We start from the raw sequence: 20,748 nt of genomic DNA, 5'->3' as shown, positions 1-20,748 counted from the left end.
CGTTTTCCAAATCCCCTACGTACTATATCAACAAGGAGGTGTTTCCACTGAAAGATTCTTTTGACAAGCATAATAGGCGTAGACTGACCAACAAAAAATGGATCAAAAACAACGAATCGCTAACTGTTCGCTCTAAATCTGGAAGAAGCTGCGATAAGAAAAAGAAGAAAATATCAATAAAGAAAGATTGTTGTGTAAAACTTACCTTGCTTAGAGGTCCCCGCGGTTATCGAGGACCAGTGGGGGCAACGGGACCGCGCGGCAAACGAGGCAAATACGGCGAAGGTGGTACTGGGGCCACTGGTGTCACTGGACCGACGGGGCCTGCTGGCGGCGCGGACGGAGCAACGGGTTCTACGGGTGCGACGGGACCAGCTGGGGCCACTGGTGTGACTGGACCAACAGGAGCTATGGGTGCATTTGGGCCGACGGGTGCGACTGGCCTTACTGGGGCCGACGGCGTAAGAGGAGCTACTGGACAGACAGGCGCTACCGGGGCAGACGGTGGGACAGGTGCTACTGGATCAACAGGGCCGACTGGGCCTGTTGGACAATTGGTAGGAATTCAGGCTCAGCTTCAAGAAAGTGGTGCTGACACAATAGATGATGGAGACAATGTTATTTTTGACACGGTGATAAACAACCAAAGTTCAAACATAATCTATAATGCTGCAACAGGAGAATTCACAATAGTAGCCGTTGGAAATTACTATATAAACTGGTGGGTCTCTACAGACGGAGCAGGCCCATCCACAAGTGTGACCTTTGATATAGTGCTGAATGGTGGAGTAGGAATATCGGGCACATCCCCCATTGTGACAGGGCAACTTAATGGCAGTGCCTTGATAACTGTAGGAGCCATACCTGCTAATATCGCTCTGGTGAATGTTACCAACGAAACAGTAAATTATGGAATAACCCCTGTTCAGGCAAATATCGTCATCATTGAGATTGGTGTACCACTTTAAAAACTGAACGGGAGGAGAACCATGAGTGATATAGCACTGCAATTAGAACGTTTAACGGCTGGATCGTTTAACATTGGAAACAATGTGATTTTCAATAGCATAGTATACTCTTCTGGAAATATCAGTTATAACATAATAACAGGTGTAATAACTTTTAATGAAGCAGGCAGGTATATTTTGGATTGGTCGGTTGCAACGCAATCATCTGCATCCATCAATGGAGCGGTATTTGCCCTCTCTTCCTCACAAGGTGATTTTTTGGAAGGTAATTCACCTATTAAAACAGGAGTGGTTACAGGTATAGGAATAATAGATGTTTTCGCGGCGCCCGTAACGCTTTCCCTGATAAATGCCAGCACTGCTGAAGTTTTCCTTTCAACCATAGTGCCGGTCAAAGCTACTCTTGTCATAGTTCAGGATGATATTTCAAGCACAGGACCAACTGGGGCAACAGGGCCAACGGGCGATTCAGGTGCAGTTGGACCTACCGGAGCTACTGGTGAGCCTGGACCGATAGGTGCAACGGGAGCTACGGGCCCAACAGGCGATTCAGGTGCTACGGGACCGACGGGCGATTCCGGTGCGACTGGTTCAACAGGGGCTACTGGTGAGCCTGGACCTATAGGTTCAACAGGAGCTACGGGACCGACGGGCGATTCCGGTGCGACTGGATCAACCGGGGCTACTGGTGAGCCTGGACCTATAGGTTCAACAGGAGCTACGGGACCGACGGGCGATTCCGGTGCGACTGGGTCAACCGGGGCTACTGGTGAGCCTGGACCTATAGGTTCAACAGGAGCTACGGGACCTATCGGCGATTCAGGTGCGACTGGATCAACCGGGGCTACTGGTGAGCCTGGACCTATAGGTGTAACAGGAGCTACGGGACCTACCGGCGATTCAGGGGCTACTGGGTCAACCGGAGCTACCGGTGAGCCTGGGCCGATAGGTGCAACGGGAGCTATAGGTCCGACTGGACCGGAAGGAGGGCCCCCAGGACCGACGGGGGCAACTGGACCAACCGGGGATTCGGGTACGATTGGACCTACCGGGGCTACTGGTGAGCCTGGGCCGACCGGTGCTACAGGAGCTATAGGTCCGACTGGACCGGAGGGAGGGCCCCCAGGACCGACGGGAGCAACTGGTCCAACAGGTGCTGAAGGTACTACAGGCCCCACAGGGCCAACGGGTGCTATAGGTGCTACTGGTTCAACAGGGCCAACGGGTGCTATAGGTGCTACTGGTTCAACAGGGCCAACGGGCGCTACAGGTGCTACTGGTTCAACGGGGCCAACGGGCGCTACAGGTGCTACTGGTTCAACGGGGCCGACGGGGCCGACGGGTGCTACAGGCCCAATTGGACCTACCGGCACGTTTGAGCCCAACCCATTTGAAGTATATGTTCTAGCAGGATCAGTTGGAGGAAATGGCACCCAGGCTAACCCGTTTGGAACCATACAAGCAGGTGTGACGGCTGTATCCCCAACAGGGACTATTCATGTGTTAGGTGGAACTTATCCAATTACTTCTCAAATAACAATTAATAAAGCAGGCGTAACATTAAGAGGATATCCAAATACACTAATATCATTACAAGCTGCCATAATTCCTTTTCTCGTTACCGGAAATGGTGTAACCATAGATGGATTGACGATCACTAGTAATAATGCGTATGCGATAGAGTTTATTCAACTTGCCGGAACAAATCATAAGCTTGTTAATAATGTTATTTATGGACCACCTCAAGCTGGACCATCAACAGATTGGGTAGTAAATCGTGGATTTTTAACACAATCAAATGTAATTAATCTAATAGTTCAAGATAATGTTTTTTATTCACTCAGACAACCTGCCTATTTAAATCCGAACTCAACAGGCCATATCATCAATAATGTAGTTTATAATAGTCGCGGATTTGTTGTTGATAGAGCGATCTTTGTCTTTTCGGGAAATTCATGGGGAATTCCGGTAAATGCAGTTGATATCGCATTGCTAGTTGGTACCACAACAGGTTCTCCCTACGATCCTTTGACTGCGCTATCTGCCAGTAACAGCAATGCTTCCATTAGTGACCAAAGGTAGAAAAAGGTACTGGTTATGAAATTAAGGGTTTTGGCCTTATGGGCCGAAACCCTTTTTATTGTGGAGCGGGATTGTATCCCCTATTGTTACCCATTATTAAATCTAAAGATTATCTTATCTCCGTCGAATGTTGTTCCAAACTCTTCTTCATACAGGCCTTTTGTATAGTTTGAAATCGTTTTACGCCAAAATTTTTGTCCTATTAGATTTCCTTCCGAAGGGTTAGTAAAAATCTCCCAACTACCTTTGAAATTTTCAAATACTTGAACAGCAGCATGCTCTGCAACGCCTTTTCCCCTGAATGGCTGTAACAGAAAGAAATCATTTACAAAATAATCGGTCCCTTGTGCACAATGAGGGGGTGTGGCAATAAGTGCAAAGCCTGCAGGAATGGTATCAACCCTTACCAGGAACGGATATAGACAATTGGGCTTGTCCCACCAAACATTCTGCGCATCATACTGGTCACCCAATGTTCTATACTCGTTACTTTCCTCAAAAATCCCATGTTCATTGGGAATATGCCCGGAAGTTAGCCCGTAGTGCCCCGATAAATCATGTAAATAAAGAGGGTAGAGATTTTTTATGATGTAAGCTTCGTCTTGGCTCGTCAGCTTTACTTCGATTTTCATATGGAACCAACTCCTGTTATAATAATTTTCTAAAATAAGCCGCTTATTCCTAATTCTTAAGAACACGGATTGATTCCAACGCCATTATCACATGCGATGGAACATCGAAACCGGCTATCGCTATTTCAAAAAACTGCTCGGCTTTGATCAATGTTGAACTGGTTCCCCCCTTGTCCTTGCTAAACTCTCAGATCAGGAGGCATTGCCCTTCTCTACTTCTTTGCTCTTGTGTCCAGATAGGAACCATCCGGTTATGGCGATAAGCAGAAGCACCGCATAAAATGTAAGCTTCCATCCTGTCGATTCTGCGAAATCGTGCGGGATCACGTGTAGAGACGGATGTGCTAACGTATGGACTGCCAGCTTAACACCGACCCAGCCGACGATGAAGAAGGCAGCGATTTCCAGCGCAGGTCTGCTTTCCAGCAGTTTCACAAATAAGTTCGCGGCGAAACGCATGATCAAAAGTCCCATAAAACCGCCCAGGAATATAACAATGAAATGCCCGCCATCCATTCCACCAATCGTTGGTAAAGTCGTTTTAGGCAGCGCAACAGCAAGCGCGACAGCCGCTAGAATGGAATCAATGGCGAATGCAATATCTGCGATCTCGACCTTGAGAACGGTCATCCAAAACCCGCTTGGTTTCTTATTTTTCCCTGCATTTCGCTCTGCGGAATTTTCACCTTTCTTAACAATGAGCTTTCGAAAAATGTGATTCGATGCGATAAACAGAAGATAAAGCGCTCCGATTGCCTGCACCTGCCACACATCCACCAAAAAGGAAATGACGAATAACGAAGCGAAGCGGAACACAAACGCCCCTGCTAGACCATAGAATAAAGCCTTCTTTCGTTCTTTCTCGGGCAAGTGTTTCACCATAATCGCCAATACAAGGGCGTTATCGGCTGCTAGTAATCCTTCAAGCGCGATCAGGACAAGCAATACCCATCCATACTCCATTAATAATTCGAATCCCATACGACATCTCCCCTGACTGTGATATTGATGCACAAATTGCATGATTTTCCCAAAAGTAAAGAGACCTTCGCCAAAATCAGGCAAAGGTCTCACTAACAGAGCCATTACAGCAATGCCAATAAAGCCGGAGATTGATGAGCGCTCTCGTATTGACGACTTTATTGTAACAGTTACTCCCCTTTGGAGGTTGAGTTCTCTATGCAATTGGAATGCACCTTATTCAAGAATTAATACGATCATTAGACACCTTGGTTTCAAGAAATCAATCTGGATGGTTCCGTTTATTTCTTTTGCCTCCTCACTGTCTAAACACACTTTCAAACCAAGTGCCTTGTATCTCCCAACCTTTTTAATACACGTAAGCCAAAGCCCTCTTCATTTATCAGCTCCGTAATGCTCCCACTAGGCGTACTAAAATGAGCATACTCTAAGGCTTCTGGTGGAAGTCGTAAAAACCAGGCTATAAACATAGTCGCTGCATATCCGTGAGTAAAAACAAGTAGATTTTCAACACCCTCGGCATCTAGGCTATCCAACTTTTTATAAATCCTAGCTTGAACTTCACGTCTAGATTCACCACCAGTTAAATCTTTGTAGTCTAATCTAGTTTCATTATCTTTAGGGGGTATCGTGTTTTGTCTCAGCCATTCAACTGATTTACCAGTAGCTTCTCCAATGTTGATTTCGCGGAATTCCTCTGCCACTTTCAAATCTAGTTCTAATATTTTTGTACTGATTTCTGCAGTCTGGAGAGACCTAAGCAAGTCAGACGTGTAGGCTGAAAATTCTTTTATATTAGGATGTTTATTTAGGGCGTTACCCACATTTTCTGCCTGCCTTTTGCCTAATTCAGAGAGTGGCCAGTTCGTCCAACCACCTGCCATGCCATTTATATGATGCTCTGATTGGCAGTGCGGTATCACTATCATTGATTTCATTTGGGCAGCTCCTTTTTCATGTAATAAATCCCATATATTAGATTCATCAAAGGTTTGTTTTATCCTGCCAGTTCCCCATATTGCTGTTATCGTTTGTTAGCAGGCTTCTGACAAAGAAGCATAAAAAGGTTGCAACAGGCCCCTTTACTGGCCACCTGTCACAACCCAACCTTAATCCTACTGAAGCAAACAGCTTCTTCGTGCAAACTTACAAACTTATTGCGCTATCAGCTTTGGCAGTTCATCCAGCAGCTGCTCACTCGTCAGTGCGTCCGTATAATTCAATTTGGTATCCACAAAATAAACCTTATTATTCTTCACCTGAGGCAATGCGCTCCAAAGCGGCGTTTTCAACAGCTCATCAAATGTGGCTTTGGCATCCTCATTACTAGGATAAAGGACGAACAAATGATCACCAATCAGTTGATCATGCATGACTTCTTCAGTAACAGAAATATAAGGGCTATCTCCTAAGGGATGCAGCGCCTCTACGGCGGGGTCCATCTTTAGCCCGTCTGCCTGGTACAGCAAGTCGGCTAAACCGCCTTTCTTCATCAAATACATGCTTTTATCCCAATAATAAATAAGAACTACGGCCGTTTCTCCATCCTTGACTTTACCCTGTGCCAGTAAATCCTGCCACATCGCCTTCGCTTGGCGATCATAATCGGCCAGCCACTGCGCCGCTTCTTCCTTCTTTCCTATCAAATCAGCAATGACAGGGAGACGCTCCTTCAGCGGCATTGCCTGATCAAACACAACAACCGGAGCTATCTTGGAAGCTTCCTCATATTGCTTTTCCATCATATAGCCAAGCATAATTACATCGGGATCAAGAGACAGTACCTTCTCGAAATTGGTCGGAAACCCAATGTCTTCTGCCGGATTGTTCTGCTTGTACAAAGTTTCCTTTCCTTCAATAAAGCGATGATCCAGACCCACAGGCTCTATGCCTAACGCCCAAAAGTCGCCTGCAATATTTCCCTGCATAACAATGCGCTTCGGATGGACAGGAATATCAACCACATTTCCTTGAGTATCCGTATAGCTTCTTGTCGTCTCTGCTGCTGCTGGCGTTTGCGCCGGAGCTTGTTCGGAGATAGATTGTTGGCTTGGGCTTGGCACACTCGTCCCCCCATTTCCTGTATTTCCGGCTCCACAAGCACTTAGCAGCAGTGCTGCGCACAGCAATACGGTTGCTGCCATAGATAATTTTTTCTTTCTGAACATCAGTTGCTCTCCCCCTTCTCTATATTGATAATGATTTTCATTACCACTATCAATATATCGCTGGAGTGCCCGATTCACAATGGAGGATTTTAACCCTTCATTTGCAGGATCATGTACCTTCTCCTTGATAAGCATGCTTTTTTTGTAATGACCGGGAGCTGTGCCCACATACTTCTTGAACATTCGACTGAAATAGAAAAGGTCGGGATATCCCACACTAGCAGCCACCTCTTGCAAGGTCGCTTCCGTTGTCACCAAAAGCTCCTGAGCCTTGTCTATTCTTAATCTAATCAAGAAGTCAATTGGGCTGCGCCCCGTCAGCTCCTTGAACTTTCTTGATAAATACTGTGGACTGTAATTCAACAACTCCGCCATAGAATCAAGGGAGATTGTCTCACGGTAGTGATCATTCAAGTAACGAATCACTTGCGCGGCCAAATCGGGCTTGCTCGCCTCAATGCCCTGACGATACATTTGCCGCAGCAGATCGTAGACAAACTGATAGAACAGTATTTTCACATGCAGCTTTTCCAGCGCTTCGGAGTGCTCCCACTCTTTTAACATCTGTTTAGCCTTGTCCAGTAAATCAATTGGGTATTGCGGAGCAAATGCATATTGCAGTTGAAATGGATGAACCCGCTCCAGGAGAAGCTGAAGCTCCCTTCGACAAAGCTGCGGAAGAGCAGCTTTATACAAAATCAGAAAATAGGCAAACTCCTCCTCAGCTTCAATGTCCAAATGAGTCCCTTTGCCGCCATGCAATATATGAAACCGACTAACAATGTTGACATTACCGTCGAGCCACACTTGTGCACTGCCGTACATCGAATATATAAAAGCACTGGAGGGCAAGCGATAACCACGCAGTTGCTCTTTAGATTCCATCTTGTTGTAGCGAACGTCCATGACTTGGATCATTGCCTGATTCCATAACAGACTGTGATCTTTCCAATTCACCAAACCAGTTCACCCCCTTCCATGCAAAACCATGACTGCCGCTTCATGATGCCTCCCTCCCAAAAATTTTTCAGGGAAGCTGCTTCTTACCGGTAACAGCAGCCACCACATCGTCTATCTCCCTGCCTTCTGCGATCGGACCAGATGACATCCAATGTCTGGATGACACTTTAAATACGTGATTTTGTTTCACAGCAGGCATGGCTTTCCAAACTTGCAGCTTCTCGACCTCCGTTGAAGCCGCTGTTTCCATTGCCCATTCCTCTGACGTGCTGATAGATCCCCCGTAAATGGCAAAAACATAATCTGCAGTGATTGAAGGCAGCTTCTCCAGAGACGTATCAATTCCCCAATCGTCGGGTGCTACCTTCTGAAATTCTGCAATGCTTGCATCGGGCTTGAGCCCCAGATCACGGTAGACGAAATTGAAGCTGGGGAAAAACACTTGCAAATCCTTGTCAGAAGGGCGTATAAATGCGACTGTTTTGTCAGATCCTACCGCCTGAACAATGGTCTCCTTGGCTTCCTTGAGTTTATCGTGATAATTCTCAATCACTTCTTGCGCCTGCTCCTCTATCCCCAAAGCTTTGCCTATACTGACAATCGTGGACTTCCAATCATCCGGGGCGTAAGCCAGTGTCGGAGCGACTTTACTCAACTCGTCATATCCGCCCTGGTCAACAAAATATTTCTGAACTACAATGAGATCCGGCTGCGCCGCCAGAATAGCTTCCAGGTTAGGTTTAATATCTGCGCTGCCTGACAAAGTAATCTTTGCTTCCCTTAACTGTTCCTCCAAATAATAACCGTCAAACCCGTATGCATAAACAAGCGGCGCCTCCAAAGACAGCATAATATCTTCAAGACCTACAACAGCAACGCGTTTCGGGTGTAAGGGAACCTTCGTCTCTCCATACTCATGCTTCACTGTTTGCATTTGAGGCTCATCCGCTTTAGTAGTAGGTTGCGGGCTATTTGTTTGCTCAGGTTTGTTGTTACCAGGCGTACCAGTCACATTCGTGCTCTTGTCCGTGCTATTCCCGCAGGCACTGGCGAACAAAGCAAGCATGAAGATAAGCAGCAATATTGCAATCCCCCGTGGATTTGTTTGTCCTTGTTTGGCTCTCTGCCCTGCAAAAGCGGCTCTTTCTTTTTGATTCATGGTTTTCCCTCCAAAATTGATGTTGAGACTGATAGTGATAGTGATAGTGATACCAACATTGATACTGATAATCATTTTCACTTTGTTATTATACATCATAATGGTTCCGAATAGTACCTCATAACGGCCTTCCATTTGCAAAAATCCCACTGCAGTTTGCAGAAGGGATTGGTGTATCTCTATTTTTTTCCGCGACGTTCATTCCATTGTCTAGGAAGCTCTTCCGAACGTATGACTAAATCAAAAGTACAGCCAACAAGGTTTTTTCTCTTTGCTTAAGAGATTTCCTAGAAGACGCAATCGCCGTGAATAAAGATCCGAGAAGGAGCTTCTACTTTAACGATGTTTTTCAATGCTAAAAGCATCAGTCCTCTCCGTATCCTTACTTTAACAATGAAAAACATCGTTAAAACCCTGTTATCCACCCTGAGGGGGCCATCCGACCTCTTTTAACGATGAAAATCATCATTAAAGTGCTGATTGACCTGGAAACACTTGCTTTAACGATCAAAAACATCGTTAAGTGAAGCACAAAAAAAGAGCTGCAACAGCCTGCCCCTCAGCAACCTGTTACAGCCCTATTTGTTTATTCCAATGCATCCAGAATAGCTTGTACACCATACGAGTTGCCGATCGGACCATATCCAAGGGCAAGTTCCCCATTAATCGGATACACGTGGTTGTTCTGCACGGATTTCAACTTGCCCCAAACCGCACTATCATCCCACTCGTCCGTCAAAGCCGGAAGGGATTTGTCGCTATAATTGAAATAGCCGAGGAAGAGATGGTCGGGATCTAGTGCACTCAAGCCCTCCAGGGTGATTTCCGCACCTTCTTTCGCTAAGTCTGAAGCGGGGGCCTTCAAGCCAAGGCCTTCATAATATTGCTTTAAATAGTCTGCACCTTGCAGCCAGACCGCCTTCTCTCTTACTTGTACGAACGCTACCGTTCCATCCAGCTTAGCCAATTTCTCCTTGGCGGTTTGCGTCTGTTTACGGAATTCGGCAATGTAACTCTCCGCAGCAGCCTCCTGCCCAAGAATTTCTCCGAATTTAGTGACGACAGACGGCCAATCTCCCCAAACATTCGCTTCATCCTCATTAATGAACACGGTTGGTGCGATTCGCGAGAGCTCTTCGCTTATGTCCACATTTATTTTGTTCCCTGCGATAATCAGATCGGGATCGTAGGTGAGCAGTGCCTCCAAGTTCACTTTTGTGTTCTCTCCAACGACAACTAGCTCCTCCAATTTTTTCACATAAGGCTTATAGCTCTCTGTTCCCAGCACGGATTGCTTTTCGGTAAATGGAAGCGCCAGGGCGATGGATTTCAAGTTAAACAGCAAGATAGAATCGGCATAGCCCCAATGAACGACCGCGATTTTCTTCGGTTCTTCCTTGATCGTTACTTCTCCGTTAGCAGTCTTGACCGTTCGAGGAAATGGCTTCGTCTCGGCCTTCTCTTCATTTTTACCCGCTTCCTGCTGCTCTTCAGTCTGACTGCCCTGAGCAGAATCATCGCCCTGTGCATTATTATTCGAATTTGTCGCACCGGAGCACGCTCCTAAGAGCAGTATGAAGCATAGCAGCGCCGTTACAGCGGCAAATACTTTGATTCGGTTTTTCATGTAAGGTATCCTTTCTCTTTCCCGATTATAATTGATAATGCTTATCATTAACGATTACAATCGTATCACCTCGTCCCCCTTATGAAAATGGAGATATTCCCGATCTTAAGATGGACTATTTCATCTCAGGTGCAGACTTACCTTCCCAGGGGACAATCCTTTATGCTTCTTATACAGCCTGCTGAAGTAATAGGCATCAGGATACCCTACGCTCTTGGCCACGACAGATACAGGGAATTGTCCTGTAACGAGCAATTCCTCTGCCCGGTTCATCCGATACTGAATCAAGTAATCAATAGGGGCCATTCCTACATATTTGTGAAATAAATAAGAGAAGTATTTGGCCTTCATTTTATAGCGTTCGGCCAATATATCCAACGTCAGAGTTTCCATATGATGCGTCTGAATGTACGAGATGGCCTCATCCATGAGCAAATAACTTTCCTTGTTTTGCCCAAGGCGCTCAGATAGGAGCAGTTTGTTCAGCAACCGATAGAATAATGCTTTCTTCTCCAACATCCCCATGCTGTCAGGTGAAGACGAGGCATGCAGCAGTCGTTCAAGCAATCTCAGCACTTCAGGATCAAGTGCAGCATGAAGCATCGATACTTCGGTCAGTCGCTGTTCAGCATCCTTTTCAGCATACACTGGTAAAAAATGAACAAGACCATACTCAAAACCACTGCTGCTTACATGAATTTCCAACTGCTTATGCACCCCGCCTACAAGAACTTTACCCGGTTCGAGCCTATACCGGTCCGTTTCATTAAACAGGAAGTCGGCCTGTCCGCTCAAACCAATCAATATCGCACATTTTGTCGTTGGTTGCTTGACATGTCCGCCATAGATGAGATTCGCTTCCAATGTTTTCCGGTAAACGCCATACACGTCTATTGGAACCACAGCAAATTGCTGTGCCAATTCCTCATAAGGAAAAGCCATATCGTCACGCTCCTTCTTTCTGGACCCTTCGCCGCTGCTAATACGATGAAGAGACGCAACTGTGCTGGAATTACCAGATGTTGCGTTCTTTTCATTTTGCAGATATTTGATTAACGGCCAATATGACAGCTTATGTGCTTATGCTACGGGTTTTGTGTCAATAGCTTCAAAGCTTCCTGTAATTGTACATCAATATCATGCGGCGTGTAGCCTAACCAAGTATTCATATCAATCTGGTATACATGATTGTTCTTGACGGCGGAAAGGTTTTTCCATAAGGAGCTTTGTTTAATCTCATCGAAACGATCACTCGTTTCCTCTCCCTCAAATAAGGTTACGAATACGTAATCCGCGTCGTAATCCGGGAGCAGCTCTAAAGAAATCGGAATTGCCCATAAATTCGGATCCTTGTCGATTTCCTTTTGAACTAGAGGAGGCGGAGTCAATCCAAGCGCTTTGTAAAGGGTAAAGCCCATGTTGCGTACACCATAGATGTAGAACTCTTTCGGGTCCACTCTATAAATAGCGAATGTTTTACCTTCCCCGATTTTACCGATAATTTGATCTTTCGCCGCTTTATTCTTTTTATCGAATTCAGCCTTCCATGCTGTGGCTTCCTCCTGGCGGTTCAGAATGTCGCCTATTACTTGCACGTGACCGAACACGTCATAGTCCATCCAGGGAACAACAACGGTCGGAGCAATTTTACTCAACTTGTCATAGACATCCTGCTCAACGTCTCCGGCAATGATCAAGTCGGGCTGTAACGATAGTATTTTTTCAAAATTTACATTATCCGAACTCCCAACATCTTCAATGCCTTGGAATTCCTCATCCGTTGTCTCGAGCAAGTAGTTCGATGCACCGATTGGTTTCAAACCGACACTCAGCATTTGGCTGACATATTGCAACGTTACGACTTTTTCAGGCTTGGCCGGTATTTTTGTTTCTCCATAGAAATGTTTATAGCTGCGTGTTTCGGTCGTGTTTCCATTAGATGCACTCTCATTTTGCGAAACATTAGAGTCCTTGTCACTGTTTGACGTTGGCTCGGGCTTCGTTTCTCCTTTTCCGCATGCAGCAAGTAATAGAGTGAGCAGCAATAAACTTATGAAAATCAGTAAGCTTTTTTTCAAGATAATATCCCCCAGTAAATGATAAAATTTCGTTTGGACGCAAAGAAACTACCTTTATTCCAGCATTGTTGGTATAAAAGTTTTTTTAGTCCATCTTTATTGATAAAGATTATCATTATTGTTTAGAGGCGTCAAGAACATATATTGTTTTAAAAGTACAGGCAATTGTCCCTTTTGGCCGCTATCGTGTGTTATATAAATAGGAGACAGCATGTATGAGGGGAGGCGCTTCAATCGAAAAATCAGACAATAGAGCAAATGATTGTTCATGTACAGAATGGCCACACAAGTGAATATGTCGCTGTCGTTCAAACGTATCAGCAGTCGATCTACCGATATTGCTTGCGTTTGCTCAGAAATCAGCAGGACGCTGAAGATGCAGCCCAAGATATTTTCATTAAAGCATTCGAGTCTATCCGGCATTATAAGCATACGGTTAGCTTCTCATCGTGGTTATACAAAATTGCATATCGTCATTGTCTGAACCTGCTGCGCAAGCGGAAATACCAGCTTCTTCTGCTGCCCCGATTATTTAAACCAGAAGCTGCGGCGGAAAGTCCGGAACAAGCAATGGACAAGAGATTATTCAGTCCACCATTAATGTTTGCGCTGACTGCGTTGTCTCCTGAGGATCGATCCGTACTCATCCTTCGCATTTTTGAAGAACGGACTTATGAGGAGTTGAGTGAAATTATGGGGTGCAAGCCGGAAGCAGCCAAGAAGAGAGTAAGCAGGATTAAGGAAAAGGTTAGACGAGCAATGCTAAAATGGCAGGGGGAAGAAATATGGGACGAGAACAATCAAACGGTCAATTTGAAGGTTTAAAGCAGCACTCGGCACCTGATCATCAGCTCAGCGAAATCGATATTACAGAACGTGTGATGACCCGCATAGCAGCCAAGCAGGCAGGAGGAAGACTGAGAAGCCGCGGGCCTGCCCGACGATTTTCGCTATCTGTAACGGCTTTGCTTATCGTACTGCTCGTATCCGCATCGGCATATGCCGCGAGTGAATTTATTCAAATTCGCAATCATGCGAGAGATGTGAAAATTCAATCCGTTGTACTAGACTCTGAAACGCGGTACATACCGTACAAGAAGGAAGATGGTACGTCCAAACCAACTTATAGAGATCGCGTGCTAGCACTGGTTAAGCCGGGAGAAGTATTGGCATATTACGTTAGAGACGGCCGTTCAAACCCGTACATACAGTATCTCGATGACACGAGAATATCCTCTTCCTACAACGATTTTAAGGAGCTCTTAGTACGTACTTCCGCCCCCGTAATTAAGGAGCCGAGCCTGCCCGCGGGTTTTAAATTCCAGTATGGCAGCGTCATGCCTCTCCTCCCGTATGAGCATGACGAGCGAACGTCAGCAGAGTACGCCAGGCTGCTGACGTTGTTTCAACAAAGAGCCTTAGCAGAGCCGGATCAGGACTTGTTTGTAGAAGAAGTGAACTGGTCAGAAGCGGAGATATCGGCGCTCGAGTATGAGGATGACTTGATGAATCTTCGAATTCAGGCAATGAAAAACATAATCGGCATGGAAGTTTCCTACACATCTGAATTTACACAGAAAACACTGGATATAGGCGGCATAGAAACCATATTCGCCAGCGGCATCATACATGGCTATAAAAAGTATGAGGCAATATGGTATGACGAAGCCCAGAATACACACTATAAAATAACAGCTTCAGGAAATGTACATCTGACAGAGGATCAATTTAAGCAGATTGTGGAAAACATGGTCAAGGGATAAGCACCAACTTTAACTCCTAAACTGCAGGATTTGCAGAAAGGCCGGAAGCCTACTCGAAAGAGCAGGGCTGCCGGCCTTCTTTGTGTACAGCGGGCTGTACGATTTTTTCGAAGGTGAATTGAGACTGGGAAAGGCTGCAACATGTTGTTTGCAGGCTGTGGGTGAATCGTTTGCAGCCCCATTTTCACTTAAGCATCCGTTCTAATACCATTCTGCTATGGTGATTGTATTACCGTCTGGGTCTATTACATCAAAATATTTGGAACAAGGTACATTATCGTATCGCTCGCCTACTTGCACTCCTTCTTCTTTTAATTGTGCATAAAAAGATTCAATATCGTTTGTTTTTAATTCAAAAAGCGACGCCGGAACTCCATTTCGGGTAAAGTGCAAAGGTGTTCTCTCTGTTTCTTCCAGCAAGAACACATTGGGACCGTTTTCTCCTAATTGAATGATAGCATTGGCACCTTCTTTGAAACGTATCGGCTCGCGAACCAATTTACATCCCAAATGTTGTACATACCACCAAGCAGAAACATCTACATTTTTCACCGGAAAATTGATACATGAAATACCGACAATTCTCTTAACTACATGATCCTCAAATGTCTCGCCCAACTTTTGCTTACTCATTGTCTGCTCCGCCAACTCGAACAACTCCTTTTTTAATTTATCTTTGGCCCTTCTGAGCCGGCTTTCCGTTGCACTTACTGTGACTTGAAGGAACTCCGCTATTTCTCTAACGGTAAAACCGCTAATAAAGTACATGATCGCAACGATACGATACTTCTCGTCCAATTGTTTTAAAGCCATTCTTACCGCCCGAACATGCTCCCTCTGGAGTACTTCTTCCTCAGTTGATTGTTTTGCAAGAAAGAGCTCCTCCTCCAGCTGCTCTTCCCTTTGTCTACCATGCTTTCTCCACCAATCCTCCGCAGTATTGCGGGCAATTGCCATTAGCCAGCTACCGAATTTACCTGGTTGCTCCAGCCTTATTAAGTTGTACCACGCTTTGATGAAGACCTCTTGTGCTACGTCTTCAGCATCGCTTCCTTGACCTAGCCTATTGAGAGCAACTGCATAGACGGCATTTGCATACTTGCTGATTAAACGCCTGAAAGCATCTACATCACCTCGGCTTGCTGAAAGAACGATTTCCTGTTCGTCGAAGGGCATAAGTTCACCTCATTGCAATCTTTCATATTAAATGACGTACATCATAGAGAAAATCGGTCAACTTCGTTAAAAAATTTTTCTATGATGGTTTTACATCTCACCAGTGTGCCTGCAGTTTATTACCAGACGGATCGTAGAAGTGGAAGTAATAATGCCCGCCTTCCTCCTGCATAGCATCTACTTGAACGCCTTCCTCTCTTAGATAATCCCGGAAATCATGGATATCCGGACAGGTAAATCCGACTGAGAACTCAGGTGTTCCATTGATGAGAAAATGACCTCGCGAGTCCGCATCCGCCTTTACGATCACAAGCAGAGGCCCCTCTCCAACGGCAAAAACAGCACGTCCCTCAGTCTGCCTACGTAAAGTGAGTCGTAGAACATTTGCGTACCAGTGGATGGAACCCTCCAGATCTGTTACCGGAATACGAAAATAATGAATCTCTTCAAGAAACGATTTGGATTCTGACATGTTTAAACTCTCCTTTTTCATCTGTTATCGGTACATTTGGACGAACCACATTTTAAAACCATGTTTTTCATAAAAACCAACGATTTTTTGCCACTGCTTACTCGCTGAATAAACGACAGAACGAGTGATGCCATTTCCTTCTGCTGTTTGAAGAAGCTTATCTACCATCATATGACCAATATTTTCACTACGATATTCTGGATGAACGTACACCTCATCGACTTCAAGGTACCTTTCACCCTCTTCGATGACTGCCAACCCGTCGCTTTCGTGAACGCTTCCAGTTATATATCCCACAACTTCTGAGTTGATTTCTGTCACCCAGAAGTAATCTCCAATATAGTTCCTCAAAAGTTCTTTCGTATTAGCCCCCAAACCGTAGGTGATACGTTCAGAAGCCCATAATTCAGAAAGCATCGCCACTATTAAGACGTCGTTTTCATTTGCCTTCCTAACAATAACCATAGCTATGATCGTCCCCCTATTTTGTTGATATGCTTTTCTAAATTGATAATATCCTAAATTTTCTCTAAAAAGAAATAATTTATTTTCTTTAATTTTAGTTAACTGGGTGAAAAATAAGCTTCTACTTATAGTTTGCAGGCTGTTGAAATGAAAAGCCAAAAAGGGCCCTGAGCAGATTACCTCTCGGCAACCTGTCACAGCCCTTAAACGCAAGCGGTGAGACAGCTCTAACCCGTCATCATCAGCGATCTTGATGTCCAGAATTGCGATATCCACATCCCTATCTGGACGAAATCTAGCACCTCTGCCGCATTCCGGAAGCTTTCAACCAGCTCCACGCCTTCCATGGTCTATTGCATCCGCTTCATAGCGAGCAGCATGGCAGCCTCATCGTCAACGATGAGTATTTCCATCATTGTGCTCCCCTTTTATAGTGAAGTGAAATACGCTTCCTTGCCCTGCCTTGCTTTCCACCCACAAACTCCCGCCGCTTCGTTGTACGAACTGCTGGCTTACGAGAAGTCCAAGTCCCGTGCCCTTCTCTCCCATGGTACCCATCAATGAGTTGTGCTGCTTCTCACCAAATAGCTGACGAACATGCTCCTCTTCCATTCCAACCCCATTATCGCGGACGGAAACGATCACCATGTCTCCAGATACCTGAGCATACACCTGGATTGAACCGCACAATCCGGTAAATTTGATCGCGTTGGATAACAAATTACGAATAATTAATCCAAGCGCTTCCCGGTCGGCATACACACGAGTGCCTGAGGCAATTCTATTGCTCACCATAATTTGTTTGCTCTCGCTTTGAATACGCAGTAGATGACAACAATCCTCCACAACCTCAGACAACTCCAGTATTTGTGGACGAAGAGACATATCTTCCCGCTGGATTCGAAACCATTCTAACAAATTAGTAGTCATTCCGAGTGTGTTACGAGTCTGGTCACCCAGCCTCTCAATAATCTCCCGATGTTCCGCACCGAAGCTGTCTCTATCTTCCTCGAGCAATTCAACAAGTTGAAACTGAAGCGCCAGAGGACTACGAATATCGTGAGACACAATCGTAAGCAGTTGATCCTTCAACTGGTTGAGCTGTACAATCTGCTCCAGATGCCGCTCTTTCTCCGTAATATCGAAGATAAGAGAAATACTGCCCTGCCTCTGTTTACGCTGTGTATGCAGCGGATATACGTTCACACTGTAATTTCGTCTTTCTCCATCCAGCCAAATGTCAATCTCTACATTGCCCTGCTGCATAGACTTACACAACATATGCCATTGCGGCCACAGCGCCAATAGCTCGGCAATACTCCTGCCGGAAACAGAGGCATAGCCCATCTTAGAGAACCACTGGGAGGCTTGTTTATTGCTGTCAATGACTTGTCCTGCAGCATTCGCAATTAGAATACTTTCCTGAAGCGTATCAAGCACCATATTCCTGGCAAAAGGAACGATAGAGAAAAATTTGTAGCGCAGTATAATCACGAGCATTACCATACCGATAAATCCACAGTACACTGTCAACGGAAGCAGCCATGGCAACCATCCGGGACTCGCGAATTTAACGATCTCAAAAACAAACGAAAATGAAGCAAGCAACAAAACCCACAACACCGGCTTACGCAGATCGTTACGAATATTCCGTATATACTGAACTAGAAAATAAAAACATATAAGTACAATACAATAACAAATTATAGAGAACGTAATGGAATAGACAGTTCTTGTCGTGACTAAATGACCGTCATAGAGCTCGATCGTGCGATAGATCATATGTAAATCTGCATCGAACCACATCAGCAGCGACCAGAGCGTGAAACCCGAGAAAAGCATAATCTTCCATCGTGTCCTTAATAACTTGTCGCGCCCGATTAATTCTAGTGTGAACAATAAAAAGAAAGGCACCATTAAATTAAGCGCCGTTTGAAACATATTGCGAAATATCAGCTTCTCTATTAATAAATCGCTGCTTTTCTCCAGAACGACACCGCTTGCGTAAACAATCCGGCACATGATTACACCTAGCAGATAGCTTACACCGCGTTCTTTTCTGAACCCGTATACAGAGATAAAAATGATGCAGATCATCATCACGGAAGCAATCATAAAGACAAGCTCTATAGTAGAATTCATGGGGTAGGTCCTTTATGTTCGACATAAAAGATAATAGTAGCTATATATATTCATTTCTCTCAATATCATATATAAAACAAAAAAACCTATATAATAGGGATACCTTCCCATTATATAGGTCGTTCTGATACAAGGCAACAAACTGAGCCGAAACACCAATAAAAAACCAAGTAAAAATCAAGTATTCAAAATTGTTTCTGCGAAAGCAACTTTTTTGATAAGACTCTCGTATTCCTCTGGGGTTGTGCCGTCTTCTACGCTCCAGCAAACTCCCATTGCAGTTTCCACATAAAGGCATTGCTTTAATATGTCGTTTGGGATATTAAGATTTTTTTCTAAGATGCATATGATATCATTTATTTTCTTATATAATTCCGTAGTTATTTCATCACTAAATTCATTTAATATAAAACGTGGAACATCAAATACAGGATCGCCTATTACGCCTTTAGGGTCGATAATTACATACTTTCCATCATTACCAAGTAAAATATTGTCATGATGAAAGTCGCCATGAAGCAGCATTTTTTGTGAATACAAATTAGAAACCGATAAGCAAATATCTTTTGCTTTTTTCATATGCACATACAATTTTTTACAATCTTGTCGCTTGCTCATGTATGCTGTTATCCTCCCCACCCACTCTGTGTAAGTCGGATATATTTCTTCTTTAGCGGGCGTTATATGTAAACCTTTATATAGGGAACAAAATACAGCTAGTCGTTTATCAAGAGAACTCTCATCCCGTAAAGGATTCCCTGGCTGCACACGCTCTTCAAGTATGGCACCATTTTCAATATCAGCATCGAAAACTTTACAAAATCGTCTGCCGTTATATCGGTACAAAGTGTTAAATTCTGTAAATGTTTCCCGAGAAGAAGGATTACCTAATTTAAGGACTACACTTCCAAAACTTGCAGAATCGCATATAAAAACTAAATTTGCAGAATATGAAGGAATAAGTTGAAAAGAGGTTAACGCCCATTTTTCGGCATATACTTCAATATCCCTCAAAACTCTTTCATAAAAAGCTTTACCAAAACGGTTAATGATTTTTTCGACTTCGTTTTGCTTGAAGCTATAGCGCTTGTTCATGTCCAGGATCAACCCCCACTCCTCAAAATAGATCTAGAATTACTTTGTAAAACTAACATCATTACATGGCTCTTAATTATTATTCGTGACTATGTGTTGCTCGCCCTGCTTCCCCTATCGCTTATTGGTGGACAAGAGGAAGTTTCGAACCGTAGCGAGGGGAATGTCACAACGCGTCATTTACTACGAATATGTTGGATCCATCCAAAGCTCGCACGGGTTGTGTATGAATAATCATCTAGATCTTCGCTTTAGATGACTTAGTCGATGAATCTGTATGAAAAATCAGATAGAATTCATCATTTAGCGTCTAAATCGACAATTCTGTATGAAAAATCATACAGGTTAACCGACATGTAGATGAATGACTCGGATTGCATTGTATTTGTAGTTCGTTGTTGCAAGCTGTTGTGCGAACAACAAAGAGGGCTGCAACAAGTCACTTGTTCACACCTGTCACAGCCCATAATCCGCGTCCGATGCGGCTTCCAGACTCTTGCCTTCCGTCCGTTAACTTCAGAACTGGTCCGTTATATCCGTCCAGTTTGTCCAATCGGGCAGCTTCTGTAAGCCCCAATAATCGAGAAACATCCGAATCACTTGGCTCTTGTCCGTCGTCTGATAACTGTAATGCTTGAAGGACTGATCAGCGTAGTCCAGGCGCAGTTCGACGATGATGCTGTGCTGAGCGTCCCGTGCCGGGCTGGCCTGCATATAGCTGCTTTCCCCGATAGGCGCATCTGGGACAACGACGATGAAATCATCAGGTTCCGTATCGAAGCCTATGATAATATCCGTGATAAGCGATGCTTCTATTGCGTCATTATTGTAAGTTGCGTATTGGGTTGTTATGGTGTAGGTCACATCGTTGCGGCCGGCCGAGCTCAAGTTCGCAGATTCACTCATCAGTCTTCCTCCTTGAATTGCTTTGTGGTAGGTATGTTTGTGCATATATAATTGTATTTTCTCCAACTTATTGT

At 44.6% G+C, this 20,748-nt stretch carries 17 protein-coding genes and 1 pseudogene; 4 read left to right on the top strand and 14 right to left on the bottom strand.

Features of this window, described 5'->3' with window-relative positions; genetic code table 11:
* Nucleotides 1-215: 215 nt before the first annotated feature.
* Both J2Z66_RS44310 and J2Z66_RS31310 read left to right on the top strand, forming a co-directional pair.
* Nucleotides 216-533 (top strand): annotated as a pseudogene (locus J2Z66_RS44310) (hypothetical protein); the annotation flags it as partial.
* 456 nt (nt 534-989) lie between these two features.
* A complete protein-coding gene (locus J2Z66_RS31310) occupies nt 990-3,050 on the top strand; it encodes a collagen-like triple helix repeat-containing protein (protein ID WP_209976703.1) in 2,061 nt (686 codons plus the stop codon).
* Between the two features lie 86 nt (nt 3,051-3,136).
* On the opposite strand, the gene J2Z66_RS31305 is transcribed toward J2Z66_RS31310, so the two are convergent.
* The 8 genes from J2Z66_RS31305 to J2Z66_RS31270 form a co-directional block, all read right to left on the bottom strand.
* Nucleotides 3,137-3,682 carry a GNAT family N-acetyltransferase gene (locus J2Z66_RS31305; protein WP_209976702.1) on the bottom strand — a complete coding sequence of 182 codons (546 nt, stop codon included), beginning with the start codon at nt 3,680-3,682 and terminating at the stop codon, nt 3,137-3,139.
* 192 nt (nt 3,683-3,874) lie between these two features.
* Nucleotides 3,875-4,663, bottom strand: coding sequence for a MeeY/MeeF family manganese export membrane protein (locus tag J2Z66_RS31300; protein WP_209976701.1), 789 nt, complete (start codon nt 4,661-4,663; stop codon nt 3,875-3,877).
* Between the two features lie 317 nt (nt 4,664-4,980).
* Nucleotides 4,981-5,601 (bottom strand): histidine phosphatase family protein, encoded by a 621-nt coding sequence (locus J2Z66_RS31295; RefSeq protein ID WP_209976700.1) that lies wholly within the window; start codon nt 5,599-5,601, stop codon nt 4,981-4,983.
* A 216-nt stretch (nt 5,602-5,817) separates the two neighbouring features.
* Complete coding sequence (locus tag J2Z66_RS31290; RefSeq protein ID WP_312894861.1) at nt 5,818-7,788, bottom strand: AraC family transcriptional regulator; 1,971 nt, start codon at nt 7,786-7,788, stop codon at nt 5,818-5,820.
* A 70-nt stretch (nt 7,789-7,858) separates the two neighbouring features.
* Nucleotides 7,859-8,950 (bottom strand): ABC transporter substrate-binding protein, encoded by a 1,092-nt coding sequence (locus J2Z66_RS31285; RefSeq protein WP_209976698.1) that lies wholly within the window; start codon nt 8,948-8,950, stop codon nt 7,859-7,861.
* A 586-nt stretch (nt 8,951-9,536) separates the two neighbouring features.
* The gene (locus J2Z66_RS31280) at nt 9,537-10,577 is read right to left on the bottom strand and encodes an ABC transporter substrate-binding protein (RefSeq protein WP_209976697.1); all 1,041 of its coding nucleotides are present in this window, start codon (nt 10,575-10,577) and stop codon (nt 9,537-9,539) included.
* A gap of 120 nt (nt 10,578-10,697) precedes the next feature.
* Nucleotides 10,698-11,519 (bottom strand): helix-turn-helix transcriptional regulator, encoded by an 822-nt coding sequence (locus J2Z66_RS31275; protein ID WP_209976696.1) that lies wholly within the window; start codon nt 11,517-11,519, stop codon nt 10,698-10,700.
* 143 nt (nt 11,520-11,662) lie between these two features.
* Entirely contained in the window at nt 11,663-12,655 is a 993-nt protein-coding gene (locus J2Z66_RS31270) for an ABC transporter substrate-binding protein (RefSeq protein ID WP_209976695.1), read from the bottom strand.
* Nucleotides 12,656-12,913: 258 nt separating this feature from the next.
* Here J2Z66_RS31270 and J2Z66_RS31265 point away from each other — a divergent pair, with 258 nt between their 5' ends.
* Together J2Z66_RS31265 and J2Z66_RS31260 are read left to right on the top strand one after the other, a co-directional pair.
* Entirely contained in the window at nt 12,914-13,480 is a 567-nt protein-coding gene (locus J2Z66_RS31265; RefSeq protein ID WP_209976694.1) for an RNA polymerase sigma factor, read from the top strand.
* Nucleotides 13,441-14,418, top strand: coding sequence for a hypothetical protein (locus J2Z66_RS31260; RefSeq protein WP_209976693.1), 978 nt, complete (start codon nt 13,441-13,443; stop codon nt 14,416-14,418). Before J2Z66_RS31265 ends, J2Z66_RS31260 begins: the two co-directional genes overlap by 40 nt.
* A 201-nt stretch (nt 14,419-14,619) precedes the next feature.
* Here the strand turns inward: J2Z66_RS31260 and J2Z66_RS31255 are convergent, their stop codons facing one another.
* The 6 genes from J2Z66_RS31255 to J2Z66_RS31230 form a co-directional block, all read right to left on the bottom strand.
* Nucleotides 14,620-15,594 (bottom strand): sigma-70 family RNA polymerase sigma factor, encoded by a 975-nt coding sequence (locus tag J2Z66_RS31255; RefSeq protein ID WP_209976692.1) that lies wholly within the window; start codon nt 15,592-15,594, stop codon nt 14,620-14,622.
* Nucleotides 15,595-15,691: 97 nt separating this feature from the next.
* Nucleotides 15,692-16,066: a VOC family protein gene (locus J2Z66_RS31250; protein ID WP_209976691.1), complete on the bottom strand. Its 375-nt coding sequence runs from the start codon at nt 16,064-16,066 to the stop codon at nt 15,692-15,694.
* Nucleotides 16,067-16,090: 24 nt separating this feature from the next.
* Nucleotides 16,091-16,807, bottom strand: coding sequence for a GNAT family N-acetyltransferase (locus tag J2Z66_RS43900; protein WP_209976690.1), 717 nt, complete (start codon nt 16,805-16,807; stop codon nt 16,091-16,093).
* A gap of 117 nt (nt 16,808-16,924) precedes the next feature.
* Nucleotides 16,925-18,673 carry a sensor histidine kinase gene (locus tag J2Z66_RS31240; protein ID WP_209976689.1) on the bottom strand — a complete coding sequence of 583 codons (1,749 nt, stop codon included), beginning with the start codon at nt 18,671-18,673 and terminating at the stop codon, nt 16,925-16,927.
* Between the two features lie 177 nt (nt 18,674-18,850).
* Nucleotides 18,851-19,768 (bottom strand): aminoglycoside phosphotransferase family protein, encoded by a 918-nt coding sequence (locus tag J2Z66_RS31235; protein WP_209976688.1) that lies wholly within the window; start codon nt 19,766-19,768, stop codon nt 18,851-18,853.
* 516 nt (nt 19,769-20,284) lie between these two features.
* Nucleotides 20,285-20,674 (bottom strand): hypothetical protein, encoded by a 390-nt coding sequence (locus J2Z66_RS31230; protein WP_209976687.1) that lies wholly within the window; start codon nt 20,672-20,674, stop codon nt 20,285-20,287.
* Nucleotides 20,675-20,748 lie beyond the last annotated feature (74 nt).

The organism is Paenibacillus eucommiae (genome assembly GCF_017874215.1).
Lineage (GTDB): Bacteria > Bacillota > Bacilli > Paenibacillales > NBRC-103111 > Paenibacillus_AI > Paenibacillus_AI eucommiae.
The sequence above is the reverse complement of the archived record's forward strand: the minus strand, read 5'-3'. Positions and strand labels throughout refer to the sequence as shown.